Here is a 26,400-nt window from a genome sequence, read left to right as displayed (position 1 = left end):
GCGACGGCAGTTTGCAGGTGCTTCACCATCGACAAGGGAGCTTCGGATGAGCTGGCTTGACCGTGAAAACATCATCGCCCCGCCTGGGTTCAACCGCTGGCTGATCCCACCAGCCGCACTGGCGGTCCACCTCTGCATCGGGCAGGCGTATGCCACGAGCGTGTACAAAAACGCGCTGGTGGAGCACTTCGACGCCAGCCTCACGCAGATCGGCGTCATTTTTTCCGTGGCCATCGTGATGCTGGGCCTGTCCGCCGCGATCATGGGCACCTGGGTGGATCGGAACGGTCCGCGAAAGGCGATGTTTGTGTCCGCCGTTTTCTGGTCCGGCGGGTTCCTCGTGGGCGCGGCCGGAATCTTCACCGACCAGCTGTGGCTCCTCTACCTCGGTTACGGTGTCATCGGCGGCATCGGGCTGGGCATCGGCTACATTTCTCCGGTCTCCACCCTGATCAAATGGTTCCCCGACCGGCCCGGACTGGCCACCGGGATGGCGATCATGGGTTTTGGCGGCGGCGCGCTGATCGCCAGCCCGCTGTCCTCGGCCCTGCTCACCTTCTATGACCCGGAGTTCGGCACCGCGGACGGTGACGGGGGCGAGGCTGTTGGAAAGCTCTTCATTACCCTCGCTGCCGTGTATCTCGTGTATATGCTCTACGGTGCATGGACCATCCGGGTGCCCGCGGAAGGATGGCGCCCCGAGGGGTTCGATCCGGCCACAGTAGCTGCCAAGTCCTTGGTCACCACCGCCCACGTCTCCGCCGCGAATGCGATCAAAACCCGGCAGTTCTGGCTGGTCTGGATCGTTCTTTTCTGCAATGTCACGGCCGGGATCGGCATCCTGGAACAGGCCTCGCCGATGATCCAGGACTTCTTCCGCCAGCCCGACGGCGTCTCCCTGGTCAGCGCTGCGGTGGCGGGAGGCTTTGTGGGCCTGCTCTCGATCGGCAACATGGGTGGACGCTTTGTCTGGTCCGCCACCTCGGATGTGATCGGCCGCAAGCGCATCTACATGGTGTATCTGGGGGCGGGCGCCGTGCTCTATTTGATGCTCTCGCTGTTCGGCAGCACCTCCACCATCTTGTACGTCCTCCTGGCCTTTGTGATCCTGTCCTTCTACGGTGGCGGGTTTGCCACGGTGCCGGCCTATCTCCGGGACCTTTTCGGCACGTATCAGGTAGGCGCGATCCACGGCAGGCTGCTGACGGCGTGGTCAGCCGCAGGCATCGCCGGCCCGTTGATCGTGAACTCCTTCCTGGACGCCCAGGGAACGCCTGGCGAACTGGATGCCGGCGCGTACCAGCCGGCACTGCTGACAATGGTGGGCCTGCTGATCATCGGCTTCATCGCCAATCTGATGGTGCGTCCGGTCGATTCCCGGCACCATGAACCGCAGGGTGCGGCACCGGAGAACGCACCTGCAACCAAGCTGAAGGATGAGCACCAGTGAAAAAATCTCTCGACCTTCGGGTAGCCCTGAGCTGGCTCCTGGTGGGTGTTCCCTTGGGGTACGGCGTTTTCCAGACCCTCTCCCGGGCTGCTGCGCTGTTCGGCTGACAGAAAGCACCGCTGGGCTCCGGCGCTTCCCTACCCCGTGCTTGTTGGGAGCAGGCCTGCGAAGGCGCGGGCCTGCTCCAGCAGCTGCGGCACGCCTGCCTCCAGGGACGGGGCAAAACGCGTGTCGTTGGGCCGTTCGCCCTTGAGCCACCGGGTGTAGATGGCTTCGCAAAAGATGGAGGCCTTCCACAGGGCCAGCGCCTGATACCACGGCAGCGCCTCAAGGGAGAGCCCGGTCTGCGCCTGGTAGCGCGCGATCAGCTCGCTCCGCCGCAGGTAGCCCGGGCCGCGGGTGACGGCAGACAGCTCCAGTGGGCTGGGAGGGCTGCCGGGCTCAGCGTAGGTTGCCGTCAGATAGCCGAGGTCGGCCAGCGGATCGCCGACGGCGGCCATCTCCCAGTCCAGGACGGCGGTCACCCGAGCGGGGGCGCTGCCATGGAACATCAGGTTTCCCTGCCGGTAGTCGCCGTGAAGGACTGCGGCGTGCTGGCTCTCGGGAAGGTTGTCGGCCAGCCAGCTGCCCAGGCGCGCGACGTCCGGCAGGGACCGCGTCGTATTGATGTCCCAGAGCGCGGAAAACCGTTCCACCTGCCGGCGCAGATAGCCGTCCGGGCGGCCGAAGGACGCGAGTCCGCCGACGGTCACATCCACCCGGTGCAGCTGGACCAGGGTGTCGACGACGGCGTTGCTGGTGGCCAGCCGCTGTGCTGCCGAGTTCAGGGGCGCCGGGACGGTATCGGTGATGACGAGGCCCTCCAAGTAGGTCATGACGTAGAACGGCACGCCCAGCACCGACTCGTCCTCACACACTGCCAGGATGTCCGGAACCGGAACCCCCTGGGTGTGCAGGAGCTGCTGGATCCGCGCTTCACGCACCATGTCATGCGTCGAAGGCGGCAGCGGCGGACGGGGCCCGCGCCGGAGCACGAATACCTCGCTGCCGCGCTGGATGCGGTAGGTGATGTTGGACTGCCCGTCGCCGATCTGAGCCCAGGACAGCGGGCCGGAACCCAGGTTGTGCGCATCCAGGAAAGCAGTGACGGCGTCCAGGATGAGCAGGGGCGGGGAGGCGAGCGCCTCGGCATCGGCCTGGGTTGCCACCACCTCGGTGCCGTCCGGCACTGAGTGCAGGAGGCTCGCGCCTGCCATCTTCTATGCCTCCGCGGAGCTGTAGGTCTGGGCGACGTCGGCCTGGAAGGGCGCGCCGTCCTCCACCGCCCGCCGTCGTTCTGCGGACGCCCGGCGGGCGATGGCCCACTTGTGCGTTTCGTTTGAACCGTCGTAGATGCGGAAGGCGCGCACCTCGTTGAGGTAGGACGCCAGTGGCAGGCGGTCGGAGACGCCGTCGCCGCCGCACAGCTGCAGGGAACGGTCAATCACCCGGTATACCGCCTCGGACGTGTGCGCCTTGGCCACCGAGGACAGCGCGGAGCCGGCCTTGGCATTGGATTCCAGCAGCGTGGCGGTCTTGGTGATGATGGCATCGGAGGTTTCCAGATCCATCACGTTCAGGGCCAGCATGTCCTGCGCTATGCCCAACTCGTGTAGGGCGGAGCCGAACATTTCCCGGGTGTTGGTCCGGTCCAGGGCAATGTCCATGGCCCGCCGGGCCAGCCCGAGCCAGCGCATGCAGTGGGTGAGCCGGGCCGGGCCGAGGCGTACCTGGGCATAGCGGAATCCCCTGCCGGGAGTGCCCAGCACCGCCGAGTCCGGCACGAACACGTCCTCGAAGTGCAGGTGCGGATGGCCGCCGCCGATGGCGCGGTCCATGGTGGAAATCTGTTCGCCGATCCGCACCCCGGGGGTGTCCATGTCCACGAGGAGCATGGTGGCTCCGGCCGGGGCACCACCCTCCGGCGCCGACGCGTCGAGGGCCGGGGTGCGGACCATGGCGATGCAGAAGGCGGCGTTGTTGGCGCCGCTGGTGAAGCGTTTGTGGCCGTTGATGATCCAGCCGCCGTGCACCTTGGCGGCCGAGGTCTGCAGGGCGGCCGGATCCGATCCCGCGCCGGGGTGCGGTTCGGTCATGCCGAAGCAGGACCGGGCCGCACCGGAGACCAGGGGGCGGAGATACTGCTTCTTCTGGTCCTCCGTGCCGATCAGCTCGAGCATGTGCATGTTGCCCTCGTCCGGGGCCTGGCAGTTGAGCACGGTCGGGCCGATCAGGGAATACCCCGCATCCTGGAAGATGGGCGACCAAAACCGCAGCGCCAGGCCCTGGCCGCCGTATTCCTTCGGAGCGTGCGGCGCGAAGACGCCGGCGCTCTTGGCCGCGGCACGCAGCCGGTCGAGGGAGTCCTCGCCGAGGCGCTCACCCGGCAAGGGCTCGGCCGGAATGACGGTGGACCGGATGAAGTCCCGGGTGCGGATGCGCAGGTCTTCGACCTCGGAGGGCAGGGTGCTCATGGGGATGTCCTTAGCAGCTTAGGCATTGCCGCCGGCGGCCAGCAGGCCGCCGTCGAGGTTCAGGATCTGGCCGGTGATCCAGGCGGCGTCGTCCGACGCCAGGAAGGCCGCGGCGGCAGCCACGTCCTCAGGCGTGCCCAGCCGGCCGAGGGGATAAGCAGCGGCTACCTGTTCTTCCCTGCCCTCGTACAGCGCGCGGGCAAAGGCCGTCTTGACGACGGCGGGAGCCAGGGCATTGACGCGGATGGCCGGCCCCAGCTCAACCGCCAGCGATCTGGTGAGCTGCTCAATGGCGGCCTTGCTGACTCCGTAGAAGCTGATGCCGGGGGAGGGGGTCTGCGCGCTGACCGAGGACAGGTTGATGACCGATCCGCCCCGTTCGGCGAAGTCCAGCTTCGGATGGTGAAAGGCGGCCTGTACCCAGCCGAGCGTGCCGTAGAGGTTCACCTCGATGATTTTGCGGGCGGCCTCCGGCTCCAGCTCCATCAGCGGACCGTACACAGGATTGATGCCGGCGTTGTTCACCAGGATGTCCAGCCGGCCGAATGCCCCCGCCACGGTGTCCAGCACCTCGGCGCGGTGTTCCGCGTCGTCCGACTTGCCGGCAATCGCCAGGACCGATCCCTCCGGGAACGACGCCGCTGCCTCCTCGAGGGGCCCGGGTTTCCTGGCCGTGATGCAGACCCGGGCACCCTCGGCGGCCAGCCGCCGGGCCACGGCAAGGCCAATGCCCCGGCTGGCACCGGTGACGATGGCCGTTTTCCCCTCCAGTCGCCGGGACTCGCTGTACTCCTGCATGGGACTCCTCTGATTGCCGGGACCGGGCCGCCGAAAGGGCACCACTCCCAAGCAACCGCTTGGTATGATGCGCGGTCAGGGCTAAGTCTGCTGTAGCGCGAATAGTGTGTCAAGGGCCACGTCACCGCCTGCCAGGCAGCGGGAGGGCAGCCGTCACCGGTACCGGCGGTGCAGGTTTCCCCGGGCCTCCGGGCCGTTTGCCCCTTCCGCGATCCAGGGGCCGGTTCCCTCGGACTGGTCCAGCACGCCCTCCTCCAGCCAGGTGTACCGCCCGGACAGCACCCCCTTGGCGAGCCGGCGGTCCTCGGCATCTGAGTTGCGCCACAGGTCGTCAAAGAGCGCGTCAATCCGCGCGCGGGACTGGGCGCAAAAGGCCCCGGCCAGCTCATACGCTTCGGCACCCTCCGCCGGATTCTTCCCGCGCATCGTCTCGGCCCGCATGCACACTGCCGACATGGCGAACAGCTCAGCGCCGATGTCCACAATCCGGCCGAGGAACACCTGATGGTGCTCCAGCCCGGCCTGCCACCGTGCCATGCCGTAAAAGGTGGACCGGGCGAGCCGCCGGGAGGCGCGGTCGGCGTACCGCAGATGTCCGGAAAGGGGGCCAAACTCCGCGTAGGCGGTGGGCACGGAACCGCGCCCGGCCGCCAGTGTGGGCAGCCAGCGGCCGTAAAAACCGCTGGCCTTCACTGCTGCCCTGGCCTTGTTTCCCAGCGGGGAGTCCGCCACCGCCAGGTCGCCGGCGGCCTTGAGATGGGCATCAACGGCATCACGGGCGATCAGCAGATGCATGATCTCCGTGCTGCCTTCAAAGACCCGGTTGATCCGCAGGTCCCGCAGCTGCTGTTCGGCGGCCACCGCCCGTTCCCCCCGTGCAGCCAGGGACGCCGCTGTTTCAAAACCCCTGCCGCCGCGGATCTGAACGAGTTCGTCAGCGACCCGGTAGGCCATCTCGGAGGCCCAGAGCTTGGCGAGTGCCGCTTCGATCCGGATGTCCTTGGTGCCGGCGTCGGCCATGGAGGCAGACAGTTCAAACACGCTTTCCACGGCGAAGGCAGTGGCGGCGATGAACGCCACCTTTTTGGCCACCGCCTCGTGCCGGCCGATGGGCTGTCCCCACTGCTCGCGGGTGCCCGTCCAGCCGCGGGCGATTTTCACTGACCATTTGGCGGAGGAGGCGCACAGGGCGGGGATGGACAGGCGCCCGGTGTTCAGGGTGGTGAGGGCGATTTTCAGGCCCTGCCCTTCCCTGCCCAGCCGGTTGGCCGCTGGCACGCGCACCCCGCGGAGCCTGGTGACGCCATTCTCGATGCCGCGCAGGCCCATGAAATTGTTGCGGTTCTCCACAGTGATCCCGGGAGTGTCCATTTCCACAACGAAGGCACTGATGCCGCCCTTTTCCGTTCCGTGGGTCGGCACCGCCGCCATGACGACCACCAGTTCGGCGATCACTCCGTTGGTGGTCCAGAGCTTTACCCCGTCCAGCACATACTCGCTGCCGTCCTCCGACGGGACGGCGGTGGCGCGCATCCGCGCCGGGTCGGATCCGACGTCGGGTTCGGTCAGCAGGAACGCTGAGATGGCCCCGGTTGCGCAGCGGGGGAGGTACTCCTCCTTCTGCTCCTCGGTGCCGAAGACCTTGACGGGTTCGGGCACGCCGATCGAGAGGTGGGCGGACACCAGCGCGCCCAAACTGGGGTGCACCGATCCGAGGAGCATCAGGCCGCGGCCGTAGGCGAGCAGGGACAGGCCCAGGCCGGAATACTGCCGGGGAATCTTCATTCCGAAAACTCCCAGTTCGGTCAGGCCCCGCAGGTACTCGTCCGGAATCACTCCGGTGCGTTCAATCAGCTGGCCGTCCAGGGTGGCGCAGAAAGCGGCCAGCCGGTCCAGGAAATCGCGTTCCCGGATTGCTGCCTCGGGATCAGCGGCTTGGGGCCGAATCAGGTCCAGGTTGTAGCTGCCCATGTAAATGCCCTTGGCGAAGCTTGGCCGCCGGTCCTCGGCGATGCGGGAGTCCTCGGCCAGTGCGCGGGCATCCTGGGCGGTGACCACCCGTTCCTTGATATTCCGAACGCCGTCGTCGTTGCTGCTCCGGGCATCCTGCAGGTTCCTTGTGCTCATGGCAGTTCCCCTCGGTCCGGGCTGCACCAGGCAGCCTCCGTTGGCTGTGCCGCCTCAGCGTACGCCCGGAGGGCGCGGGCTGAAAGAGGTGTCCGGTTGCCCGGGAACCTGGCCTTCCATGTTTTTGAGCGAGGGCACAATTCTTGACAAGTGCCCCCTCGGTAGCGTTGGAATAGTAAGCACACTGATTACTTCCGGCGCTCGCTGGAAGTAATGACGCCAACTGGAAAACGTCTACGGGACACGTATACAGGGAAGCAGGCAGATGCAGAACGAGGGGGACTGGGAAGCCGTCCGATTGTTGTCCACGGCAGCCCGGCTGGTGCGTCGCGAGGTCGATAACCGGCTGCGCGATGTGGGTCTGACGCAGGAGCGGGTCACCGTGCTGCGGGTGCTGGTCGCGGACGGACCGATGAAACGCGCGGAGCTGGCGCGGCGGCTGAGAGTTACGGCACAGACGCTCGGAACCTCGCTGGCGACGATGTCGCGCCAGGGGCTCGTGCGCGAGCTGCCCCACGTGCAGGGTGCAGCCAAGCGCGTGGTGGACATCTCCGACTATGGGCGCCGGATGCTGATGCGGGCTGACGACATTGAGCGGGCGGGGTTCAGCGCCGATATCCACCCCGAACTTCGCCGGGAACTCATCAGTCTGATCCGGGAGCTGGAAGTGGACCGGACGGGAGCCTCCGCGTCGCTCTAGGCGCATGGAGCCGCAGGTCCGGCAGGGGTAACGTGATGAGTGATCGAGTAGGAACGTCACGGCCCCGGGCCGGAAGAGGGTAAAAGATGAGTGAAGGCATTCGGATCGCCACCGTGGATGAAATCGACGAAGGAACAGCGGTGAAGGTCGATGCCGAAGTGGCGGGCACCGCTGACGATATCGCGGTCTTCCACAGTGACAACGGGAGCTTCTATGCCCTGAACGACACCTGCACCCACGAGGAAGCATCCCTGTCGGAGGGGTGGATCGAGGACACTGAGGTGGAGTGCCCAATACACTCGGCCAGATTCTGCCTGCGGACCGGGGAGGCGCTCTGCCTTCCGGCGCTGGTGAATGCCAAGACGCATCGGGTCGAGGTCCGCGACGGCGAGGTCTACCTCCACCCCGGCGAAGCACCGGAGTAGTGCCCCGCCCGACTGGCCCGGACTGGCCCGAGCTGCCCCGGCAGCAGGCAGGTGCACTGATTACGCAAGACATACGTTGCGTAATTACCCTGAGGATAGGTTAGCCTTACTTTTGTCCGGTTCATGCCGGGCGCTGGTCAGTCTGAATACAACTACTTTCCCTTAGTCGAGGAGCCCCCATGGCCCTGTCCCGGATGCGCCGCGCTGCGGCCGTTGCCGCCGTTGCCGTTTTGTCCCTTTCCGCCTGCTCCACCGGTTCCGCCGGAGGGGATGGGGCGGGCAGCGGCACTTCCGCCCCTGCGGCTGCAGATTCGTTCCCGGTCACCATCGAGCATGTCTTCGGTGAAACAACCATCGAGGAGGCTCCCGAGCGCGTTGCCACCGTCGCCTGGGCCAACGCGGAGACCGCACTTGCCCTCGGCGTCGTTCCAGTGGGCATGCCGGCCATCGATTACGGCGGAAACGAGCAGGGAACCACGCCGTGGATCGACGAAGCGCTGGAAGAGCTGGGTGCCCCGCTGGGGTCCGAGAACGCTCCGGTCCAGTACTCCGAGACTGACGGCATCGCATTTGACGACATCGCGGCAACCAACCCCGACGTCATCCTGGCCGCGTACTCCGGCTTGGCGCAGGAGGACTACGACAAGCTTTCCAAGATTGCCCCCGTTGTGGCCTACCCCGAAGCTGAATGGGGCACTTCCTGGCAGGAAACCGCCACGATGACCGGCGCAGCCCTGGGCCTGGCTGACGAAGCGGACCAGCTGGTCGCCGACACCGAGCAGTCCATCAAGGATGCCGCTGCCGAGCATCCCGAGCTGGAAGGCAAGACCTTCATTTACGGCAACCTGGCCAAGGGTGCCTCGTCCATCTACACCTCGCTGGATAACCGGCCCAAGTTCCTCACTGAACTGGGCATGGTCCAAGCCCCGGTCGTGGACGAAAATGCACCGGCCGGCGAGTTCTACTTCCCGTGGGCCGATGAAGACGCCAACCAGCTGGACTCCGACGTCTTCGTCACCTGGGTAGCCGACGACGCAGCCGCTGATTCCCTGGCCGCTGACCCGCTGCTCGGCCAGATCCCCGCGGTCAAGAACGGCGGCCTGGTCGCTGACTCCGATGCCGAACGTGTCTTCTCCGTCTCCGCCATCAACGTGCTCAGCATTCCCTATGCCCTGGACAACGTGGTGCCGATGATCGCCGAGGCAGCCGCAGCGGCCGACGCCGCCAAGTAGTCTCCGCACCTAAGAACACCCCGGGTAACCCGGGGTGTTCTTTCGTTTGCCCGTGGGGTTTCCCGGTTCGTGTGTTGGGCCGATTGGACAAAACCCCGATTGGACAGGACCCCCCGGGCAGCTGACACGATCAAAGGATGCAAGACCTGCTTAGTATTGCCTCCGGCCTCGAACCTGTATTCGCCGTCCTGCTCGCCGTGGGAGCAGCATTGCTGCTTGCCCGGATAATGCGTGAATCCGCTGCCAAGATCTTCAAGCGGGTGCCGCGGATCCGGGAAGTGAGTGCCCTGTCGCGCAATCCGCTGCGGCTGGTGCTGTCGCTGATCGGAGTCCGGATCGGCCTGGCGGCCACCGCCGCCGGCACCGACTGGTTCGCACCGGTCAGCTACGTGCTGACCCTGGGGCTGATCGCCTCGCTGGCCTGGCTGGCGGTGGTTGTCCTGCTCATCATCGAGGTGATGCTCCTCAGCCGGTACACCACGGACAGCAAGGACAACCGCCGGATGCGCCGGCTGAAGACCCAGGTCATGCTGGGCCGCCGCGTGGGCGTGGCAGTCATCGTCACCATCGCCGTGGCCTGCGTCCTGCTGACCATCCCCGAAGTGCGGGCACTTGGCGCCGGTATCCTCGCCTCGGCCGGTCTGATCTCCATCGTCGCCGGTCTCGCCGTGCAGAGCACCCTGACCAACGTGTTTGCCGGCATGCAGCTGGCCTTCACCGACGCCATCCGGGTGGACGACGTCGTTGTCGTGGAAACCCAGTGGGGAACCATCGAGGAGATCACCATGACGTACGTGGTGGTGCACCTGTGGGATGACCGGCGCCTGATCCTGCCCTCGACCTACTTCACGACCACCCCGTTTGAAAACTGGACCCGCAAGCAGTCCGACATCCTGGGCACTGTGGAGCTGGACCTGGACTGGCGCGCGCCGGTGGGGGATCTGCGCTCCCATCTGAAGGAAGTCCTCGCCGGAACCGAGCTGTGGGACGGACGCACCGGCGTGCTGCAGATTACGGATGCGGTGAACAGCCTGGTGCGCGTGCGCATCCTGGTCAGCGCCGCTGACAGCGGGGCGCTTTTTGACCTGCGCTGCCTGGTCCGGGAAGCGATGGTGACCTACCTGCAGGAATGGCACCCCGGCGCCCTGCCGCGCCAGCGCTGGGAGGAAGTGCACGCCAAGTCTCCGGAAGTGCACAGCAGCCCGCGGTCCGGGACCGGCGGAAGCCCGGAAGACACGAGCACCTCCCAGTTCTTCACCGGCTCCATGACAGCCGTTGACCGCAGGCATTCCTTTGCCGGTCCGGGCAAGCAGGTCTTCGACGAAAGAGAGGAAAAGTCCGCCGAGGACTAACCCGGGCGCCGTCGTTTTCTTCCTCCGCCGTTGACAGGCGGATCCCTTTCTGGCTGGCTGGCAGCAGGCCCGCGGAACATTGGGGATTGCCCGCCGCGGATTGCCGGACACGGAATGCTCACCACGGAACACTCAGCGACAGGGGTACGGCGATGGCAGACGAATTTGTAATCCACGAACTTCAAGGCTCCAACGTGTGGGCCAAGGACGGTGAACGGCTGGGGCCGGTGGGCCAGGTGCACCTGGACCGGGCCACCGGTGCGCCGGAATGGATTACGGTTGCCCTCGGCCTTTTTGAAACCCGTCAGCATTTCGTCCCGCTGGCCGGGGCGCGCCGGGATGAGGACGACATTTATGTCAACTACTCCCGGCAGGCAGTCGATGACTCGCCCATTGTTGATCCCGACGGTGCCCTCAGCCCGGAGGAAGAAACGCTGCTCACCGACTACTACAAAAAGTTCTGACCTGCCGGGCGGGCTGCGGCTGGTCGGCTCCGCGTACCTTTGGAGGTAAGCCCCCTTACGAATAGGATGAAATACTGTAATCCAACGCACCCAGGAGGCCGTCATGGCGCAGCAGGACAGTGAGGCACGGGCCCAAACGGCACCGGACCCCGACCACGCGAGCAAGCCGGACACCCCGGCTCAGGTCAGCAAGCCCAGCTGGAAGTACATCCTCCGCAAAACGATTCGTGAGTTCTCCAAGGACCAGTGCACCGATCTGGCCGCTGCCCTCACCTACTACACGGTGCTGGCCATGTTCCCGGCGCTGCTGGCCCTGGTTTCGATTCTGGGCCTGATCGGGCAGGCTGAAAGCACCACCAACACGATGCTTGAATTCCTTGAGGAGTTCGCCCCGGGCAGCGCCGTTGACGTCCTGAAAGACCCGATCACCCAGCTGACGACCTCCGGTGCTGCCGGGTTCGCACTGATTGTCGGTATTGCCGGTGCGCTGTGGTCAGCCTCGGGCTACGTGAAGGCCTTCGGCCGATCGATGAACCGCATCTACGAGGTGGACGAAGGCCGTCCGGCCTGGAAGCTGCTGCCGACCCAGCTGCTGGTCACGCTGATGCTGATCCTCCTCGTTGCGGCCCTGCTCATGATGCTGGTGGTCAGCGGCCCCATCGCCGAGACCCTGGGCAACGTGATCGGCCTCGGCCCTGAAGCCCTGATCATCTGGAACATCGCCAAATGGCCCGTCATGGCGATCTTCGCCGTGCTGCTGATCGCGATCCTCTACTACGCCACCCCCAACGTGAAGCAGCCCAAGTTCCGCTGGATGAGCATGGGGGGCTTCATTGCCCTGATCGTCCTGGGGATCGTGACCTTCGGCTTCAGCTTCTACGTGTCGAACTTCGGCAACTACAACGCGACCTACGGCGCCATTGGTGGCGTGATCGTCCTGCTGCTGTGGCTGTGGCTGGCCAACCTGTCCCTGCTGTTCGGTGCCGAGTTTGACGCCGAGGTGGAGCGGGGGCGCGAACTGCAGGCCGGCATTCAGGCCGAGGAGTCCGTCCAGCTGCCTCCGCGCGACACCCGCCAGTCGGAGAAGCGCCAGGAGCAGGAGGAAGAGGACATTGAGCAGGGCCGGAAGCTGCGCCAGCAGCACGCGGGCAAGGACTACGACGACGACCTCCACGACACCCGCTGAGGACACCCGCTGAGGACCGTCAGCGGATCGACCTCCGGGTGATCGACAGGTGATCGACAAGCAGCAGGGCGGCTCCTTCGGGGGCCGCCCTGCTGCATGTCTAGCCCAATTTGCCCTTGACCGCGCGGCGCACGCCATACAGGACCAAGCCGATCGCCAGCAGGATTCCCGCCCGCAGCCAGACCGACCCGGACTGCTGGGCCAGCAGCAGCACGCACGATGCAATCGCCAGGTAGGGCAGCACCAGCGGTGCCCGGAAATGCTTGTGGTCCACGGGGTCCCGCCGAAGCACAATCACCGAGAGGTTGGTGCTCAGGAAGACCAGGAGCAGGAGCAGCACCACGGTCTCGGCCAGGGACTCCAGCCCGCCGGTGACAGTCAGCACCATGGCCACGCCGGTGGTGGCGATGATCGCGACCCACGGCGTTTTCCGGTTGGGCAGGACCCGGCCAAAGACGCGGGGCAGCAGCCCCTGTTCGGCCATGCCGAAGGTCAGCCGGCTGGACATGATCATGGTGAGCAGGGCGCCGTTGGCCACGGCCACCAGGGCAATCAGGCTGAACAGCCAGTCCGGCACGCCAAATCCGGTGGCACTGACCACGGCCAGCAGCGGTCCGCTGGAGTTGGCCAAGTCCCCGGTGGGCAGCGCTGCCGCGGCGGCAACTCCGATCAGCAGGTACACCACTCCGGCCGTGAGCATCGCCCCGAAGAGTGCCTTCGGATACACGCGCTGCACATCGCGCACCTCTTCGGCAACGTTGGCTGACACCTCGAAGCCCACGAAAGAGTAGTAGGCAATAACTGAAGCACCCAGGACCGCCGTCGCCGGGTTAACCCCGGCGGGGAACTGGGTGATCTGTTCCGGGTGGCCGTTTCCCTGGCCGACCATGACCGCCACCAGCACAATCACCAGCACCAGGCCCGAGACTTCGATGACCGTCATGACCACGTTGCTGCGCACCGACTCCGAGATGCCCCGGGCATTGAGCAGCGCCACCAGAAGCAGGAACACGATCGCCGCCGGCCCCGGCGGGACGTCCACGAACGAAGCAAGGTAGTCGCCGGTAAAGGCGAGGGACAGGCCGGCGGCGCTGGTCACTCCCGCGGCGAGCATGCAGAACCCCACCATGAAGGAGATGATCGGGCGTTTGAAGGCGCGCTCCGCAAACACGGCCGCCCCGCCGGCCTTGGGATACTTGGTGACCAGCTCCGCATAGGAGCTCGCCGTGAGCAGGGCCAGCAGGAGGGCGACGGCCAGCGGCACCCAGATGGCGCCGCCGACTTCGCCGGACACTTCACCGACCAGCGCGTAAATACCGGCCCCGAGCACGTCGCCGAGGATGAAAAGGTACAGCATGGGACCGGTGATCCCCTGCTTGAGTTTTGAGGCGGGCGCGCCCTGCGGGCTGTTGTCCATGACGAAAAGTGTAGGCCAATCATAAGTGTGCTGACGATCGGCAAATATAGGGTAAAAATATTCCATGACTTCTGTTCCACATTCCCTGCCCGCCCGCTGCGACGTGGTGATCGTCGGCGGCGGGATCGCCGGTCTGAGCGCCGCAACGGTGCTTGGCCGGGCCCGCCGCCGGGTCGCCGTAATTGATGCCGGCCGTCCGCGCAACGCTCCGGCCGGCCACGTCCACGGTTTCCCCTCGCGCGACGGCATCGCGCCGATGGAACTCCTGGATTTGTGCCGGTCCGATCTGGAGCGGTACGACGTCGAACTCATCGACGGCGAGGTGGCGCACCTGGGGGACGGGCGGCCGGGGAACGGTGACGGCCGCACCGTGCGACTGGCCGACGGCAGGCTGCTGCACGGCCGGCACGTGGTGATCGCCTCGGGTCTGCGGGACGTGCTGCCCGACGTCGCCGGCGCGGAGGAGCGCTGGGGCAGGGACCTGCTCCAGTGCCCGTACTGCCACGGCTGGGAGGTTGCGGACCGGCCCCTGGCAGTGCTCGGAACCGCTCAGAGTTCGGTTCAGCAGGCCATCCTGGTGCGCAGTTTCTCCCGTGACGTGACCTTGATCCTGGCGGAAGAAATGGAGCTTTCCGCGGAGGATGCCCGTTCGCTGGCTGCCATGGGGGTTCAGGTGGTGTCGGGAACGGCTGTCCGGCTGCAGACCGCGGATGATGCGCTGTCAGCGGTGGTGCTGGCGGACGGCCGGCTGGTGCCCTGCCGGGCGGTGTTCTGCGAGCCGGGTGCCAGCGTTGATCCGAGGCTCGCCGGCACTCCGGGCTGCCGCCGGGACGCGGACGGCTGCATCGAAACTGATGCCGAGGGCCGCACCGGAGCGGACCGGGTCTGGGCGGTCGGCAACGTCACCGACCCCTCCAGCCAGGTGGTGGCCGCCGCCGGCGACGCCTACCGCCTCGCCGTGGCCCTGAATGCGGAATTGCTGGAGGAAGACATTGCCGCGGCCGTCCGCGCGGCGGAAAGCCGGGCAGCCGGAGAACCTGCCGCCGCCGCGGCGCCGGTCAGCGCCGCGGAGCCAGCAGCGGCGAGCCGCTGACGCCGTCGCCTTCCGACATCCCGTCCAGGATGAGCTTCAGCGACTCGACGGAGGTCTTGCGCGGAGCCCAGCCCAGCAGCTCGCGTGCCCGGGAGGTGTCCATGATCGGAGACCCGGCTGCCATGTCGATCCAACCCGGATCGGTGCGCTGCAGGCGTGCCGCCCAGGTGAGGCCCACGACGGCCCGCACCAGCTTCACCGGAATGGTCAGCAGGCGCCGGGCGCCGAGTGCGCCCGCCAGCAGCTCCGGGGTGATCACCGGCTCGGCGGCAATGTTGAAGGGCCCCTCCGCGCGCTGGTCCAGCACCCGCCAATAGGCATCGGCCATGTCATCAGCGTGGACAATCTGGAAGGAGAACTCCTTCGGCAGCGGAATCAGCGGCAGGCTCAGCTTGTTCAGGATGGCCTTGGGAAACAGCGGTCCCAGGAAGTAGTTGCCGATCTCGGTTCCGGCGCTCGAGGAGAAAACCAGCCCCTGCCGCAGGCGCGCCACCGGGATCTCCGGATACTCGCGCTCGAACTTGTCCAGCAGCGCTTCCTGCTCGCCCTTGTGCCGGCTGTAGTGGGAACTGGCTATGCCGCGCGCCGGCCAGGACTCGTCGGTGAGCCGGTCCTTCGGCGCGGGTGAGTAGGCGCCCACGGACGACGCGCAGACAAATTGGCGCACTCCCGCCGCCGCGGCTGCAGCCAGGGCATTTTCGGTGCCGTGCACATTGATGCGGTGCAGCTCGGCTTCGTCATGGTTTGGCTGCAGTGCCCAGGCCAGGTGGACGACGGCGTCCGCGCCCCGGAGCGCCTCCGTCAGTTTTTCCCGGCCCTCGCCGGTGGCGATGTCGATACTGTGCCAAGAGACGCCGTCGTACGGCGCGACGGAAGGGTCCGGCAAACGCCGGGCGATACCCACAATTTCCAGGCCATCCGGACGTTCGCTGCGCGCCTGGGCCAGTCGGCGCAGCACTGCTGTGCCGACGTTTCCGGTTGCTCCGATAACAGCTACTCGCATCTGGCTGGGTCCTTCCCCGCCGCAGATTCCGTACCGCGGATTCTCCGGCTGTTGGTGGTCATGGGTAAGCAGGCGTGTCGTTCCTTCGACTCTACCGGCGGGAGCGGCGCTGGAGCAGGGTGGCGCAGCGCGGCGGCCCAGCCGTGTGCCGGAGCACATCGAAAAGCCGGGGGCGGCGGATAAGCGGATAGTGTGGACGCCAGAGCTTTACACACGACTGAATTCCATGAGAACGGGGAGCGCCATGGCCGAGCGAACTGGAACAGGGCAGAACGACGGCGCCGGCTTCAGCACGCGCGGGGCGTATGTCACCGGGGGTGCGGAATACACCCGGGACACCAACTACATTGAAACGCGCATCACCCGCGACGGTGCCGACGGTTATCCGGTGGAGGCCGGACGGTACCGGCTGATCGCGGCACGCGCCTGCCCCTGGGCAAACCGGGCCATCATCGTGCGGCGGCTGCTGGGGTTGGAGGACGCCATTTCGCTGGGCACGCCCGGGCCCACCCACGACGCCCGCAGCTGGACCTTCGACCTGGATCCCGACGGCAGGGACCCCGTCCTGGGCATTGAACGCCTGCAGGAAGCCTTCTTCAGGCGCACGCCCGGCTACAGCCGCGGCATCACCGTTCCCGCGATCGTGGACGTTCCCAGCGGCGCCGTCGTGACCAATGACTTTCCGCAGATCACTGAGGACTTCTCGACGCAGTGGAAGGACTTCCACCGCGACGGCGCACCGGACCTGCTGCCGGCGGAACACCTGGAAGAAATGCGCGCCGTCAACAAGCGGATTTTCACCGAGGTCAACAACGGCGTCTACCGCTGCGGATTCGCCGGCTCGCAGGATGCCTACAACGCCGCGTACGACCGGCTGTGGGCGGCGATGGACTGGCTGGAGGATCGGCTGTCCCGGCAGCGCTATCTGGTTGGCGACACCATCACCGAGGCTGATGTCCGCCTGTTCACGACGCTGGTCCGTTTTGATCCGGTCTACCACGGCCACTTCAAATGCAACCGGAACAAGCTCACGGAAATGCCCAACCTCTGGGGGTACGCCCGGGACCTGTTCCAGACGCCCGGCTTCGGGGACACCGTCGATTTTGAGCAGATCAAGGCGCACTACTACATCGTTCATGAGGACATTAACCCCACCGGAATCGTCCCCAAGGGGCCGGAACTCTCCGGCTGGCTCACCGGGCACGGCCGGGAGCGGCTGGGCGGCCGCCCGTTCGGCGACGGAACTGCTCCGGGCCCGGTCCGGGCGGGGGAAGAAGTGGCTGCGGGCCCGGAGGGCCGGCAGCAGCCGTCCGCATGAATCCTCACGGCCCCGCGTAGTTTTCCAGATTGCCGGTTAATAGGGCATGGAAATGTTTCATAAGCGCCCGAACCGTAGGTTAGCCTTACTTAAGATTATTCCGTCTTGAAGGAGGTGCCGCCGTGGGCGTGAAGATCAGCCACCCCGCACCGGCACCTCACCCCGTCGGTCCGGCAGCTCAAACCGTCAGTCCGGCAGCGCAGTCCGGCCCGCAGCCGGCGCCGCGAACCGGCGCACATCCGGCCGCGCGCCGGGGCGTCCTGCTTGCCGCCTCGATCGCCGGGCTGGCGTTGGCCTGCCTTGCGTCGGTGGCCTTTGGTGCACGGGCGCTGTCCTTGGAGACCGTCTTTCAGGCACTGACCGCCTATGACCCGGGGAACGGGGACCACGCAGTGGTGGTGTCCCGCATTCCGCGCACCGTTCTGGGGCTGCTGGCTGGCGGCGCGCTGGGACTCGCGGGAGCCGCGATGCAGGGCGTGGCCCGCAACCCCCTGGCGGATCCCGGAATCCTGGGCGTCAACGCCGGAGCCGCGTTCTTCGTTGTCCTGGGCATTTACGGCTTCGGTGTAACCGCGTTTGCCGGCTATATCTGGTTTGCCCTGGCCGGAGCCGCGCTCGCCGCCGTCGTGGTCTACACGGTGGCCAGCCTGGGCCGCGAAGGTGCCACCCCGGTGAAGCTGGCACTGGCCGGCGCCGCCCTCTCCGCCGGGCTCAGTTCGTTCATGAGCGCCCTGCTGGTGTCCAGCCAGCAGACCTTCGACGTCTTCCGGTTCTGGCAGGTGGGCAGCGTCGCGGGCCGCGGCTGGGACGTGATCACAGCCGTGCTGCCGTTCCTGGCCGTCGGCGCCGTCATCACCCTGGGCGCCGGCCGCGCGCTGAACGGGCTGTCCCTGGGCGATGACCTGGCCCGCGGGCTGGGCCAGCGGGTGGGGCTCAGCCGGGGGATCACAGCCCTGGGAGTGGTGCTGCTGTGCGGCGCCGCCACCGCCGCCGCGGGTCCGATCGGCTTTGTGGGCCTGGTCATCCCGCACATGGTGCGCTCCCTGACCGGCCCCGATTACCGATGGATCCTCCCGTTCTCCCTGGTCCTGGCCCCGGTCCTGCTGATCGTCGCCGACGTTGCCGGGCGACTGGCCCTGCCGCCGGGAGAAATTCCCGTTGGCGTCATGACGGCAGTGATCGGCGCACCGGTGTTTATCTGGCTGGTTCGGCGCCGGAAGCAGGCGCAGCTGTGAGCGCGCTGCTGGACCGCTCATCCGCCCGCTCCGGGAGCGCCTCCGGGAGCGGCTCCGTGCCGCCGGAATCCGGCGGCGCAGTGATCCGGGCGGCCCGCCGCAGGTCCGCCCGCCGCCTCCGCACGGTGACCGCGGCCCTGGCCGGCGCCGTCGTCGTCCTCTTCGCCGTGAGCATCCTGCTGGGCACCTACACCGTAACCATCCCCGATTTTTTCCGGATCCTGGGCGGAGAACAGATTCCGGGCGCCACCTACATCGTGATGGAAAGCAAGCTGCCGCGGGCCGTCATCGGCACCCTGGTCGGTGCCGCGCTGGGGATCGCCGGCAGCGTCTTCCAGACCATGCTGCGCAACCCGCTGGCCAGCCCGGACATCATCGGCATCAGTTACGGCGCCAGCGCCAGCGCGGTCGTCGGGATTGTGGTCTTCGGGGCGCGGGGAACCACGGTTTCCCTGGCTGCGCTGGCCGGCGCGCTAATCGTGGCCCTGGCCATCTATCTGCTCTCCCGGCAGGGGGGAGCGGCCGGATACCGGCTCATCCTGGTGGGCATCGGGTTTGCCGCAGTGATGCAGGCAGTTGTCATGTTCCTGATGACCCGCACCGATGTCCGCACGGCCTCGCAGGCGCTGGTGTGGCTGAACGGCTCCCTGAATTCCGCCAGCTGGGACCGCGCCGGAGCCCTCGCCGTCGCCCTGCTGGTCCTGCTGCCGGTCACCGCGGTGCTCGCCCGGCAGCTGCGCGGGCTCGAACTCGGCGACGACACCGCCGCCGGACTGGGCCTGCGGGTGGAAGCGTCCCGGCTGGGCCTGCTCGTCACCGGTGTGGCCCTGGCCGCCGTCGCCACCGCCGCCGCCGGCCCGGTATCCTTTATCGCCTTCCTCTCCGGGCCCATAGCCCGCCGCCTGCTGGGCGGCCGCCAGTCCCTGGCGGCCTCGGCACTGGTGGGATCAGTGATCGTGCTGGCCGCTGATTTTGCCGGTGCCAATCTGGTGCCCGGAGTGTCCCTGCCGGTGGGCGTGGTCACCGGCGCCCTGGGCGCTCCGTTCCTGCTGTGGCTGCTGGTCACTTCCAACCGTGTAGGCCGAGGAGGCTGAGATGGGTTCCCATTTCCAAAACCAGCGGGACGTCCAGGACGGGCAAGACCTGCACGCCCTGAGCGCGCAGGACGTGGTGCTCGCCTACGGGGAGCGCACCGTGGTCGACGGGCTGTCCGTCACGCTGCCGGCCGGCCGGATCACGATGATTGTCGGCGCCAATGCCTGCGGCAAGTCGACGCTGCTGCGCGGCCTGGCCCGGCTGCTCAAACCGACCCGCGGAACGGTGCTGCTCGGCGGCCGGGACATCTCCTCCCGCCCCGCGCGTGAGGTGGCCCGGATCCTGGGGCTGCTGCCCCAGACCCCCACCGCGCCGGACGGCATCACCGTCGCCGACCTCGTGGGCCGCGGCCGGTACCCGCATCAGGGCTGGTTCCGCCAGTGGACGCAGGCCGACGACGACGCCGTTGCCGCCGCGCTGGAAGCGACCGGCACCCTGGACCTGGCCGAACGGAACGTCGACGAGCTCTCCGGCGGCCAGCGCCAGCGCGTCTGGATTGCCATGGCCCTGGCCCAGGAGACGGAGGTCCTGCTGCTGGATGAGCCCACGACATTCCTGGACGTCACGCACCAGATCGAGGTGCTGGACCTGATCACCGACCTCAACCGCCGGTCCGGCACCACGGTGGCAATCGTGCTGCACGACCTTAACCTGGCCGCCCGCTATGCTGACCATTTGATTGCGATGAAAGCCGGAGCGATCGCCGCCCAGGGCGCCCCGGCAGACGTCGTCACGGAAGACCTCGTGCATGACGTATTTGGTCTTGAATCCCGCGTCATCACCGATCCTGTGTCCGGGACGCCTATGGTGGTTCCTTTGGGGCGGCATCACCAGGCTCCAGCGGAGAAGGAACAGCCGGAGAAGGAACAGCCGGAGAAGGAACAGCCGGAGAAGGAACCGCAGGAGAAGGAACAACAGGAGAAGGAACCGCACGAGCAAGCTCCATCGGAGAAGGGGCGCGCTGCCGGCCCTGTGGGCTACCTGCCCAATCCGCACGACATCCGCAGCGCACCCGACACCGAAACCCGCCTGGAGGCAGCATCATGACGCAAGTCAGTACCCGCACCGGAGCAACAGCCGCACCCCGCAAGGCACGCCGTGCCTCCAGCGCCGGAGCGGTGATGTGCTTCGACGTTGAGGTGAGGCGGGTACAGCGGCTGAGCGGCAACTTCCAGCGGATCACCTTTGCCGGTCCCTGCCTGGCCGAGTTCGGCGTTCAGGGGCAGACCCACGACCTGCGGATCAAGGTTGTTGTGCCCTCCGTCGACGCAGCCGGCCAGCCGATCGCCGTGCCGGAATTCGACTGCAGCGACACCAGCTGGTACCGCAACTGGCTGCAGCTGGACGCCGGTGTGCGCGGTTCCATGCGCACCTACACGGTCCGTGCGGCACGCTGCGTCGGCGCGGATCCGGAGATCGACGTCGATTTCGTCCTGCACTTCGACGAGCAGGGCAAGGGCGGGCCCGCCTCCAGCTGGGCTGCTGCAGCGCAGCCCGGTGACAAGGTGAGCATCATCGGCCCGAACGCCGCCCATTGCATCACCGCGGAGAGCTACGGCGGAATTGAGTGGCGTCCGGGAATGGCGCGGCACATCCTGCTGGCCGGTGATGAAACGGCAGTTCCCGCCATCACGGCCATCCTGGAATCCCTGCCCGCTGACATCACCGGGCATGCACTGCTGGAGGTGCCCGCCGACTCCGACATGCAGCCGGTCGTGACCGATTCCTCAGTTCAGGTCACCTGGCTGTCCCGCGGCGCCCGCCCCCACGGCGAGCTCCTGGAAGCAGCTGTCCGCAACGCCGTCGCGCTTCCCGGCTGGGCCTCGGTGGAGGGGGCGCCGGTCCCGCCGCGGCAGGAAATCGCGAGGCAGGAGATCGAGGACGTCAACGTGGACGAGGCCATCCTCTGGGAGACCCCGCAGCGGCTCACCGCGGCCGCAGTGAAGGCCACGCCGAACCCGCTCACGCCTTCCGGTGCCCTGCCGTTCTACGCGTGGATCGCCGGCGAGGCGGCAGTGGTCCGCGGGCTGCGCCGGTACCTGGTCAGCGAAGCCGGAATCGACCGCAAGCAGGTGGCCTTCATGGGCTACTGGCGCAGCGGCCGGGCCGAACTCTAACCGCCCGACCGCCGACCCGGCGCCGGTCCTGAGGCGCCGGGCGCAGGGCATGTTGGGGTTGGTCACATTCTGTGGCCGCCGAAAGTTCTTCGCCGGTAAAGTGGATATTGGGTTGAGGCGCAGCCTGCCCTCCCCGTGCTCCAAGAGGTTCATTGTTCAATACCTTTCTGCCGAGAATCGCACAGAGGTGATGAATTACGAATATCTCAACAGAGACCCTGCGCTACTTTTCCGAACTCAAGACCCGGCTCCTGAACTGGGCCACCGATGACCGGCCCCCGGGGCTGGAACTGAAGTCGACAGTCGAAAAGCACCTTCCCGAAGAGCTTCCCCCGGCAGTGACCACCTTCACGAAGCGCCTGCCCGCGAAGCTCCCCCCGGCGGTCAAGGCCGGAGCCCTGAACCGGGATTGGCTGACCAACCGGGACTGGCTGTCCACCCCGCTCCGCAAGACCGGTGCCATCAGTGCCGGTGCGGCGCTGGCCCTGGGCTCCGTCGTCGTCGGAACCGCCCAGGCCGCGCAGCCGGCCGATGTGGAGCGCACCGTGGCTGTCTCCGAGATGGATCCGACCCTCGACGGCGAGGGTGAGGGGAATCCGGAAGCCCAGGGCGCGGCCGACGGAGGCGAACCTCCTGCCGACGGCGGCGAACCTCCTGCCGACGGCGGCGAGGCACCGGCACCCGTGGGGGAAGCCGCACCCGCTGAAGAGCTCCCGGCCGAGGAGCCCGCACCCGCGGAGGAGCCAGCACCCGAGCCGGTCGTTGAGGAAACCGGGCCCGTGGTACCCGTGGACGACGTGCGGGTGACCTGTCCGTACGGCTGGCGGACGAATGTGAATCCGCTGCTGCCCGCCGGTTCCTCGGAGCTCCACAACGGCATGGACTTCGGCGCCACCACGGGGACCCCGGTGAAGTCTGTCCTCCCGGGCACCGTGACCTACGCCGAATACCACCAGTACGGTGGCCTGCGCATCGTGGTGGACCACGGCGACGGCACCGAGACCACCTACAACCACCTGAACGAGATCCTGGTCGATGTGGGCCAGGTGGTGGGCGCCGGCGAAATGATCGGTACCGTCGGCAGCACCGGAAACTCCACCGGCCCGCACCTGCACTTCGAGATGATGCGGAACGGTGAGTACGTGGATCCGGCGCCCCTGCTGGGACTCTAGCCCCTGCCCGGGGCTGGAGCTCCGGAGTATCTAGACCCGGGGATCCGTGAGGATCGCCGGGTCCTTCTTCCCGTGCGGCATCCGGACCCGCAGGGAACCCGGGTCCACCCGGAACGCGACGTGGGATGCCGTGCCCAGATGGTCGCCGTCGACCTCGAATTCCTGCGGAACCTCGGTGAAGATTTCGGCTTCCTTGCACTGGTAGTAGTCCACGGAGGTGCTTCCCTTTCCGCGGCGCAGCAGGCCTTTGACAACGCTGAGCCAGCCGAACCGGCCCTTGGGGGACATGGTCATGATGTCCAGCAGCCCGTCGTCGATGCGGGCGCCGGGGAAAATCTCCAGGCCGCCCACGATCTTTCCGCAGTTCCCGCCCATCACGCTGCGGGGATGGCCCGAGATTTCCTTGCCGCCGTCCAGCCGGATGGTGCTCTTGACCGGCTTGCCGGGAAGATTCCGGACGCCGGCGTCGACATAGGCCAGCCAGCCCACGCGGTCCTTGAGGGTGTCGTTCGTGTCGCCCATCAGGGCCGCGTCGTAGCCGAGGCCGGCCATGACCAGGAAAACGTCGCCTTTCAGTTCCCGGTCCAGGATGACGCGGACGACGTCGATGGCGCGGTCGGTGCCCGTGAGGGCGGCGGTGACGGCACCCTCGGGATCATCGACGGCAATGTCCAGGTTCCGGGCCAGGAGGTTTCCGGTCCCCAGGGGAAGCAGGCCGAGCGGGGTGTCCGTGCCGGCCAGTTCGGCGGCGACGCAGCGCACCGTGCCGTCACCGCCGGCAGCGATCACCAGGTCCACCCCGGCCTCCAGCGCCTCACGGGCCATGCCGCGGCCGGGATCGTCCTCGGCGGTTTCCAGCCACATCGGTTCCTCCCAGCCTTCGTCCCGGCAAATCCCGTTGACCAAGGCACGGATGTCATAGTCGGTTTTCTTGATGGGGTTCACAATGACGGCGGCGCGCTGGCGCGTTCCGGCGGCTGAGCTGGCTGAGCTGGCCATGGGGTCCTTTTTGATTGCAGCGGGATGGTACGGGCGTGCGGCATGTGGGCTTGTCTCGAGTCTAATCCGCCGACGGGCGCTGCGGCGCCCGGTGCGGCAACCGGAACGGAGGACTTGTAACCTGTGGGAGTGACTTTTACTTCTCGTTATGTGGCTCTGGGCGATTCCTTTACCGAAGGCGTGGGGGATTGGGACGATTCCCGGCCCAACGGCGTCCGGGGCTGGGCGGACCGTGTGGCCGAACAGCTGATCCTTGCCGAAGGTTCCTGGGGCTACGCCAACCTGGCGATCCGGGGCAAGAAACTGCACCAGGTGCTGGCGGAGCAGGTGGACGCCGCGATCGCGCTGGAACCTACCCTGATCACCATCTACGCCGGCGGCAACGACATCCTGCGCCCGAAGGTGGACATCGATGCGCTGGTGGACGCGTACGACGCCGGCATCGCCAAGCTGTGTGCCTCGGGTGCCGCCGTGCTGGTGTTCACCGGCTTCGACTCCGGCCAGGCTCCCGTGTTCAGCGCCACCCGCGGCCGCACCGCCCTCTACAACGAGCTGGTGCGGGAGTCCGCCGACCGCCACGGCGCCGAACTGGTGGACTACTGGCGGATGAAGGAACTCCAGGACGAGCGCTACTGGGACATCGACCGGCTGCACATGTCGCCTGCCGGACACATGCTTATGGCAAAGAGGGTCCTGGAAGTCCTGCGCCGCACGGATGCCATCGACCTGCCGGAGCTGGAGGCCCTGCCTGCCCGGACCCGGGCCGAGCAGCTGCGGCGGGATGCCCAGTGGGCGAGGGAATACCTGGGGCCGTGGGTCGGGCGCCGGCTGCGGGGGATCTCCTCCGGCGACAAGCTCACCGCGAAGTACCCGGTCCCGGTGCGCATCGAGGCTCCTGCCGGGATCTGATGCCCGGAAACCACCTGTGCCGAGGCTTTCCGGCGGAAAATACGGCCAAAAAGGCGTTCCCGTGAGATGTTTCACAATCGCCGCTGTAGTTCTTATGGTGGCGCGGATTCAGCCGCGCGCGGTGCTCCTGAAACGGAGCCAGGCTGCCCCGCAATTCGGCAAGCGGGGGTGTTTTTCCTAAACTTGATGCTCTGCCCGGCGCCTATTGCGGCGTCTGGCCGGTTGCTTCCGATACACGCAGCTGACTTCTAGGAAAGATAAGCCAACATGCCTAAAGATGCACCGCTTTTGCGCCGCCCCGCCCTGAGGCGCCGGCGCCTTCGTGTCGATGACGTGAACGTCGTCGACAAATCAATGATGAAAAAGGCCGTCGGCGGAACCGTCGTCGGCAACACCATGGAATGGTTTGACATCGGTGTCTACGGCTATCTGGCCGTCACCATGGGTGCTGTATTCCTCTCAGAGGCCGACGCCTCCGCTCAGCTGATCTTCAGCCTGGGTGTCTTCGCTGCAACCTTCCTTGCCCGCCCCTTGGGCGGCATCGTCTTCGGCCGCATCGGCGACCGCATGGGCCGCCAGAAGACCCTGGCCACCACGCTGATCCTGATGGCCGCCTCGACCTTCGTCATCGGGCTGCTGCCCGGCTACGACACCATCGGCATGTGGGCTCCGGTCCTCCTGGTGCTCATGAAACTCATCCAGGGGTTCTCCACCGGCGGCGAGTATGCCGGTGCCACCACCTTTGTGACCGAGTACGCCTCGGACAAGCGCCGCGGCTTCCTCTCCAGCATCCTGGATCTGGGCAGCTACATGGGCTTCGCCCTTGGTGCAGGCGTGGTCTCCATCATGCAGCTGACGCTGAGCGCCGAAACCATGCTGGACTGGGGCTGGCGCATTCCGTTCCTGATCGCCGGTCCGCTCGGCATGATCGCGATCTACTTCCGCTTGAAGATCGAAGAATCACCGGCGTTCCAGGCCACCCTGGATGCGCAGGAGGAAAACGCCGCGTCAGACCACCCCGACGAGTCCGCCACGCCTCCCGGCACCCTGGCCATGATCGGCCTCTACTGGCGTCCGATCCTCGTCGCCATGGTCCTGGTGGCCGCAGCAAACACCGTCGGATACACGCTGACGTCCTACATGCCGTCGTACCTGACGGATTCCATGGGCTATGACGCCCTGCACGGCACGCTGCTGACCATTCCGGTCCTGGTGCTGATGGCACTGTGCATCCCGCTGGCCGGAAAGCTCTCGGACCGCATCGGCCGCCGCCCGGTCCTGCTGATGGGTGCCGGTTTCACCATCGTCCTGGCCGTTCCGGCGTTCCTGCTGATCGGCATGGGTCCGGTCTGGTCCACGCTGCTGGGCCTGATCCTGCTCGCCCTGCCCGTCACGCTGTACGTGTCCAACCTGGCCTCCGCGCTTCCGGCCCTGTTCACCACGGCCAGCCGCTACGGGGCCATGGGCATTTCGTACAACTTTGCCGTGGCCATCTTCGGCGGCACCGCGCCGTTGATCATGCAGGGTCTGATCAACCTCACCGACAACGACATGATGCCGGCCTTCTGGCTGATGGCGACCTCCGTCGTCGGCGCCGTGGCCGTGTTCATCATGAAGGAATCGGCCAACCGGCCCATGCCGGGCTCCATGCCCAGCGTCGACACCGCCGAGGAAGCCCACGAACTGGTGGCCACCCAGGACGAGAACCCCCGGCTCGACGTCGACTCCCTGCCCTTCGCCACGGAGACGGCTGAAGCAGACGGCAGCACCAAGCAGTAAGCAGCAAGCAGTCGAC

At 66.9% G+C, this 26,400-nt stretch carries 23 protein-coding genes and 1 pseudogene; 17 read left to right on the top strand and 7 right to left on the bottom strand.

The genetic code is table 11. From position 1 onward, the window contains the following. The first annotated feature begins 46 nt into the window (after positions 1-46). Both QNO08_RS15645 and QNO08_RS17545 read left to right on the top strand, forming a co-directional pair. A complete protein-coding gene (locus QNO08_RS15645; protein WP_229966201.1) occupies positions 47-1,450 on the top strand; it encodes an OFA family MFS transporter in 1,404 nt (467 codons plus the stop codon). Continuing rightward, positions 1,447-1,557: an MFS transporter small subunit gene (locus QNO08_RS17545; RefSeq protein ID WP_442860508.1), complete on the top strand. Its 111-nt coding sequence runs from the start codon at positions 1,447-1,449 to the stop codon at positions 1,555-1,557. Before QNO08_RS15645 ends, QNO08_RS17545 begins: the two co-directional genes overlap by 4 nt. A gap of 30 nt (positions 1,558-1,587) precedes the next feature. Here QNO08_RS17545 and QNO08_RS15640 read toward each other — a convergent pair whose 3' ends face one another. From QNO08_RS15640 to QNO08_RS15625, 4 genes are all read right to left on the bottom strand, one after another. Continuing rightward, positions 1,588-2,706 carry a phosphotransferase family protein gene (locus QNO08_RS15640; protein ID WP_229966200.1) on the bottom strand — a complete coding sequence of 373 codons (1,119 nt, stop codon included), beginning with the start codon at positions 2,704-2,706 and terminating at the stop codon, positions 1,588-1,590. 3 nt (positions 2,707-2,709) lie between these two features. Next, a complete protein-coding gene (locus QNO08_RS15635) occupies positions 2,710-3,963 on the bottom strand; it encodes an acyl-CoA dehydrogenase family protein (protein WP_229966199.1) in 1,254 nt (417 codons plus the stop codon). A gap of 18 nt (positions 3,964-3,981) precedes the next feature. Beyond that, positions 3,982-4,761 carry an SDR family oxidoreductase gene (locus QNO08_RS15630; protein WP_229966198.1) on the bottom strand — a complete coding sequence of 260 codons (780 nt, stop codon included), beginning with the start codon at positions 4,759-4,761 and terminating at the stop codon, positions 3,982-3,984. Between the two features lie 153 nt (positions 4,762-4,914). After that, the gene (locus QNO08_RS15625; protein WP_229966197.1) at positions 4,915-6,888 is read right to left on the bottom strand and encodes an acyl-CoA dehydrogenase family protein; all 1,974 of its coding nucleotides are present in this window, start codon (positions 6,886-6,888) and stop codon (positions 4,915-4,917) included. A 265-nt stretch (positions 6,889-7,153) separates the two neighbouring features. On the opposite strand from QNO08_RS15625, the gene QNO08_RS15620 reads away from it, so the two are divergent. The 6 genes from QNO08_RS15620 (at position 7,154) to QNO08_RS15595 (ending at position 12,247) form a co-directional block, all read left to right on the top strand. After that, positions 7,154-7,588 carry a MarR family winged helix-turn-helix transcriptional regulator gene (locus QNO08_RS15620; RefSeq protein WP_229966196.1) on the top strand — a complete coding sequence of 145 codons (435 nt, stop codon included), beginning with the start codon at positions 7,154-7,156 and terminating at the stop codon, positions 7,586-7,588. An 86-nt stretch (positions 7,589-7,674) separates the two neighbouring features. Continuing rightward, positions 7,675-8,013, top strand: coding sequence for a bifunctional 3-phenylpropionate/cinnamic acid dioxygenase ferredoxin subunit (locus QNO08_RS15615; RefSeq protein ID WP_229966195.1), 339 nt, complete (start codon positions 7,675-7,677; stop codon positions 8,011-8,013). A gap of 179 nt (positions 8,014-8,192) precedes the next feature. Continuing rightward, complete coding sequence (locus QNO08_RS15610; RefSeq protein ID WP_229966194.1) at positions 8,193-9,245, top strand: ABC transporter substrate-binding protein; 1,053 nt, start codon at positions 8,193-8,195, stop codon at positions 9,243-9,245. Between the two features lie 137 nt (positions 9,246-9,382). Next, a complete protein-coding gene (locus QNO08_RS15605; RefSeq protein ID WP_229966193.1) occupies positions 9,383-10,597 on the top strand; it encodes a mechanosensitive ion channel family protein in 1,215 nt (404 codons plus the stop codon). 152 nt (positions 10,598-10,749) lie between these two features. Then, a complete protein-coding gene (locus QNO08_RS15600; protein WP_229966192.1) occupies positions 10,750-11,061 on the top strand; it encodes a PRC-barrel domain-containing protein in 312 nt (103 codons plus the stop codon). A 103-nt stretch (positions 11,062-11,164) separates the two neighbouring features. Next, positions 11,165-12,247 carry a YihY/virulence factor BrkB family protein gene (locus QNO08_RS15595; RefSeq protein ID WP_229966191.1) on the top strand — a complete coding sequence of 361 codons (1,083 nt, stop codon included), beginning with the start codon at positions 11,165-11,167 and terminating at the stop codon, positions 12,245-12,247. 100 nt (positions 12,248-12,347) lie between these two features. Here the strand turns inward: QNO08_RS15595 and QNO08_RS15590 are convergent, their stop codons facing one another. Continuing rightward, positions 12,348-13,664, bottom strand: coding sequence for an APC family permease (locus tag QNO08_RS15590; protein WP_229966190.1), 1,317 nt, complete (start codon positions 13,662-13,664; stop codon positions 12,348-12,350). A 64-nt stretch (positions 13,665-13,728) separates the two neighbouring features. Between QNO08_RS15590 and QNO08_RS15585 the strand changes: the two genes are divergently transcribed. Further along, entirely contained in the window at positions 13,729-14,757 is a 1,029-nt protein-coding gene (locus QNO08_RS15585; protein WP_229966189.1) for an NAD(P)/FAD-dependent oxidoreductase, read from the top strand. Here QNO08_RS15585 and QNO08_RS15580 read toward each other — a convergent pair. Continuing rightward, the gene (locus QNO08_RS15580; RefSeq protein WP_229966188.1) at positions 14,723-15,760 is read right to left on the bottom strand and encodes an NAD-dependent epimerase/dehydratase family protein; all 1,038 of its coding nucleotides are present in this window, start codon (positions 15,758-15,760) and stop codon (positions 14,723-14,725) included. The genes QNO08_RS15585 and QNO08_RS15580 overlap by 35 nt on opposite strands. A 244-nt stretch (positions 15,761-16,004) precedes the next feature. Between QNO08_RS15580 and QNO08_RS15575 the strand changes: the two genes are divergently transcribed. The 6 genes and pseudogenes from QNO08_RS15575 to QNO08_RS15550 all read left to right on the top strand — a co-directional run bounded on the left by QNO08_RS15575 (position 16,005) and on the right by QNO08_RS15550 (position 22,697). After that, positions 16,005-17,078: a glutathione S-transferase family protein gene (locus QNO08_RS15575; RefSeq protein WP_229966187.1), complete on the top strand. Its 1,074-nt coding sequence runs from the start codon at positions 16,005-16,007 to the stop codon at positions 17,076-17,078. A gap of 260 nt (positions 17,079-17,338) precedes the next feature. Next, on the top strand, positions 17,339-18,313 hold the full coding sequence (locus QNO08_RS15570) for a FecCD family ABC transporter permease (protein ID WP_231712788.1): 975 nt from the start codon (positions 17,339-17,341) through the stop codon (positions 18,311-18,313). A gap of 80 nt (positions 18,314-18,393) precedes the next feature. Then, positions 18,394-19,407 carry a FecCD family ABC transporter permease gene (locus tag QNO08_RS15565; protein WP_442860519.1) on the top strand — a complete coding sequence of 338 codons (1,014 nt, stop codon included), beginning with the start codon at positions 18,394-18,396 and terminating at the stop codon, positions 19,405-19,407. Between the two features lies 1 nt (position 19,408). Continuing rightward, positions 19,409-20,269, top strand: a pseudogene (locus QNO08_RS15560) (ABC transporter ATP-binding protein); the annotation flags it as partial. 182 nt (positions 20,270-20,451) lie between these two features. Continuing rightward, the gene (locus tag QNO08_RS15555; RefSeq protein ID WP_442860506.1) at positions 20,452-21,525 is read left to right on the top strand and encodes a siderophore-interacting protein; all 1,074 of its coding nucleotides are present in this window, start codon (positions 20,452-20,454) and stop codon (positions 21,523-21,525) included. Positions 21,526-21,863: 338 nt separating this feature from the next. Further along, positions 21,864-22,697, top strand: a complete 834-nt coding sequence (locus QNO08_RS15550; RefSeq protein ID WP_229966185.1) for a M23 family metallopeptidase — start codon at positions 21,864-21,866, stop codon at positions 22,695-22,697. Between the two features lie 30 nt (positions 22,698-22,727). Here QNO08_RS15550 and QNO08_RS15545 read toward each other — a convergent pair whose 3' ends face one another. Then, positions 22,728-23,696, bottom strand: coding sequence for a diacylglycerol/lipid kinase family protein (locus QNO08_RS15545; RefSeq protein ID WP_229966184.1), 969 nt, complete (start codon positions 23,694-23,696; stop codon positions 22,728-22,730). 129 nt (positions 23,697-23,825) lie between these two features. Here QNO08_RS15545 and QNO08_RS15540 point away from each other — a divergent pair, with 129 nt between their 5' ends. Together QNO08_RS15540 and QNO08_RS15535 are read left to right on the top strand one after the other, a co-directional pair. Further along, positions 23,826-24,605 carry an SGNH/GDSL hydrolase family protein gene (locus QNO08_RS15540; protein WP_229966183.1) on the top strand — a complete coding sequence of 260 codons (780 nt, stop codon included), beginning with the start codon at positions 23,826-23,828 and terminating at the stop codon, positions 24,603-24,605. Between the two features lie 267 nt (positions 24,606-24,872). Further along, positions 24,873-26,384, top strand: a complete 1,512-nt coding sequence (locus QNO08_RS15535; RefSeq protein ID WP_229966182.1) for an MFS transporter — start codon at positions 24,873-24,875, stop codon at positions 26,382-26,384. The last annotated feature ends 16 nt before the right edge of the window (positions 26,385-26,400 follow it).

Origin of the sequence: Arthrobacter sp. zg-Y820 (genome assembly GCF_030142155.1) — a bacterium.
In the GTDB taxonomy this organism is placed as follows: domain Bacteria; phylum Actinomycetota; class Actinomycetes; order Actinomycetales; family Micrococcaceae; genus Arthrobacter_B.
This window is presented reverse-complemented; position numbering and strand designations above follow the sequence as displayed.

What these genes read in the sequence shown, in the direction of transcription:
- QNO08_RS15645 (WP_229966201.1), top strand. Translation starts at nt 47, where the DNA reads ATGAGCTGGCTTGACCGTGAAAACATCATCGCCCCGCCTGGGTTCAAC.
- QNO08_RS15640 (WP_229966200.1), bottom strand. Translation starts at nt 2,706, where the DNA reads ATGGCAGGCGCGAGCCTCCTGCACTCAGTGCCGGACGGCACCGAGGTG.
- QNO08_RS15635 (WP_229966199.1), bottom strand. Translation starts at nt 3,963, where the DNA reads ATGAGCACCCTGCCCTCCGAGGTCGAAGACCTGCGCATCCGCACCCGG.
- QNO08_RS15630 (WP_229966198.1), bottom strand. Translation starts at nt 4,761, where the DNA reads ATGCAGGAGTACAGCGAGTCCCGGCGACTGGAGGGGAAAACGGCCATC.
- QNO08_RS15625 (WP_229966197.1), bottom strand. Translation starts at nt 6,888, where the DNA reads ATGAGCACAAGGAACCTGCAGGATGCCCGGAGCAGCAACGACGACGGC.
- QNO08_RS15620 (WP_229966196.1), top strand. Translation starts at nt 7,154, where the DNA reads ATGCAGAACGAGGGGGACTGGGAAGCCGTCCGATTGTTGTCCACGGCA.
- QNO08_RS15615 (WP_229966195.1), top strand. Translation starts at nt 7,675, where the DNA reads ATGAGTGAAGGCATTCGGATCGCCACCGTGGATGAAATCGACGAAGGA.
- QNO08_RS15610 (WP_229966194.1), top strand. Translation starts at nt 8,193, where the DNA reads ATGGCCCTGTCCCGGATGCGCCGCGCTGCGGCCGTTGCCGCCGTTGCC.
- QNO08_RS15605 (WP_229966193.1), top strand. Translation starts at nt 9,383, where the DNA reads ATGCAAGACCTGCTTAGTATTGCCTCCGGCCTCGAACCTGTATTCGCC.
- QNO08_RS15600 (WP_229966192.1), top strand. Translation starts at nt 10,750, where the DNA reads ATGGCAGACGAATTTGTAATCCACGAACTTCAAGGCTCCAACGTGTGG.
- QNO08_RS15595 (WP_229966191.1), top strand. Translation starts at nt 11,165, where the DNA reads ATGGCGCAGCAGGACAGTGAGGCACGGGCCCAAACGGCACCGGACCCC.
- QNO08_RS15590 (WP_229966190.1), bottom strand. Translation starts at nt 13,664, where the DNA reads ATGGACAACAGCCCGCAGGGCGCGCCCGCCTCAAAACTCAAGCAGGGG.
- QNO08_RS15585 (WP_229966189.1), top strand. Translation starts at nt 13,729, where the DNA reads ATGACTTCTGTTCCACATTCCCTGCCCGCCCGCTGCGACGTGGTGATC.
- QNO08_RS15580 (WP_229966188.1), bottom strand. Translation starts at nt 15,760, where the DNA reads ATGCGAGTAGCTGTTATCGGAGCAACCGGAAACGTCGGCACAGCAGTG.
- QNO08_RS15575 (WP_229966187.1), top strand. Translation starts at nt 16,005, where the DNA reads ATGGCCGAGCGAACTGGAACAGGGCAGAACGACGGCGCCGGCTTCAGC.
- QNO08_RS15555 (WP_442860506.1), top strand. Translation starts at nt 20,452, where the DNA reads ATGACGCAAGTCAGTACCCGCACCGGAGCAACAGCCGCACCCCGCAAG.
- QNO08_RS15545 (WP_229966184.1), bottom strand. Translation starts at nt 23,696, where the DNA reads ATGGCCAGCTCAGCCAGCTCAGCCGCCGGAACGCGCCAGCGCGCCGCC.
- QNO08_RS15535 (WP_229966182.1), top strand. Translation starts at nt 24,873, where the DNA reads ATGCCTAAAGATGCACCGCTTTTGCGCCGCCCCGCCCTGAGGCGCCGG.